The organism is Pseudomonas sp. WC1, from assembly GCF_050586565.1.
Lineage (GTDB): Bacteria > Pseudomonadota > Gammaproteobacteria > Pseudomonadales > Pseudomonadaceae > Aquipseudomonas.
In genome coordinates, this window is the sequence record NZ_JBOBDQ010000122.1 from 1 (window position 1) to 1,585 (window position 1,585).

At 67.1% G+C, this 1,585-nt stretch carries 1 protein-coding gene; it reads left to right on the forward strand.

Annotated features, from left to right (window positions below):
• The coding region (locus ACQ4OD_RS26295; protein WP_430945217.1) for a condensation domain-containing protein at nucleotides 1–1,585 on the forward strand (1,585 nt) is incomplete at both ends.

The following is a 1,585-nucleotide window of genomic DNA, read 5'->3' on the forward strand; positions in this document are numbered from 1 at the left end:
TGGCGAAGGCGCGGCCAGCCAGGCGCCGGCGTTCAGCGTCGTGGACCGCAACCAGCCGCTGGCCTTGTCCTACGCCCAGCAACGCCAGTGGTTCCTCTGGCAACTGGAGCCGGCCAGTGCCGCCTACAACATCCCGTCGGCCCTGCGCTTGAAGGGCGAGCTGGATATCGAGGCGCTGCGCAGCAGCTTCGCCGCGCTGATCGCCCGCCACGAAACCCTGCGTACTACCTTCCATCAGGAAGGTGAACAGGCCTGGCAACGCATCCATGCCGCAGGTGATTTCGACCTGCCGGTCGAGACGGTGGCGAGCGAGGCGCTTCAGGCGCGAGTTGCGCAGGAGACCGCGCAGCCGTTCGACCTGGAGCACGGCCCGTTGCTGCGTGCCCGCCTGCTGCGCCTGGCCGCCGACGAGCATGTGCTGGTCCTGACCCTGCACCATATCGTCGCCGATGGTTGGTCGATGCCGATCATGGTCGATGAAGTGGTGCGTCTGTATGCCGGGTACCGTCAGGGCGCCGAGGCGCAACTGCCGGCCCTGGCGTTCCAGTACGCGGATTATGCTGCCTGGCAGCGCCAGTGGATGGCGGCGGGCGAGCAGGCGCGCCAGCTCGACTACTGGCGTCAGCAACTGGGCGAGGAGCAACCGGTGCTGGAGTTGCCTGCCGACCGCCCACGCCCGTTGCAGCTGAGTCATGCCGGGGCACGCCTGGATATCCGCCTGGAGCCGGAACTCGCCGAGGCGCTGAAAGCCACCGCACGGCAACAGGGCGTGACCCTGTTCATGCTGTTGCTGGCCTCGTTCCAGGTGCTGCTGCACCGCCTCAGTGGTCAATCGCAGGTGCGCGTCGGCGTCCCGGTCGCCAACCGCAACCGTGCCGAGACCGAAGGCCTGATCGGCTTCTTCGTCAACACCCAGGTGCTCAAGGCTGAGTTCGCGCCGCAGACCACCTTCGCCGGATTGCTGCAACAGGTCCGGCACACCGCCGTGCAGGCCCAGGCGCACCAGGACCTGCCGTTCGAGCAACTGGTCGAGGCGCTGCAGCCCGAACGCAGCCTGAGCCACAGCCCACTGTTCCAGGTGCTGTTCAACCACAAGGCGGAAAACTCCGGCATGGCCCAGGAACTGGCCGGGCTGCGGATCGAGGGGCTGGGTTGGGAAGACCGCAGCACCCAGTTCGACCTGGTCCTGAACACGGTCGAGCACGACGCGGGGTTGAACGCCATCCTGACCTACGCCACTGCATTGTTCGATCCGGCCACTGCCGAGCGTCTGGGTAGGTACTGGCGCAATCTGTTGCAGGGCATCTGCCAGGACAGCGCCCAACGCGTGGCGCAGTTGCCATTGCTCGATGCGCTCGAGTTGGAGGAGTGGCAAGCGAATGTGCGGCGTTACCCAAGCACCGAGTGCGCTCACGCGCTGATCGAGCAGCAGGCGGCGCGTACGCCTGAAGCGATCGCCGTGACCTTTGCCGGCCAGGCGCAGAGTTATGACCAGCTCAACCGCCGTGCCAACCGCCTGGCGCACAAGCTGCGCGAGCAGGGCGTGGGGCCGGATGTGCTGGTGGGCATCGCGGTGGAGCGCGGC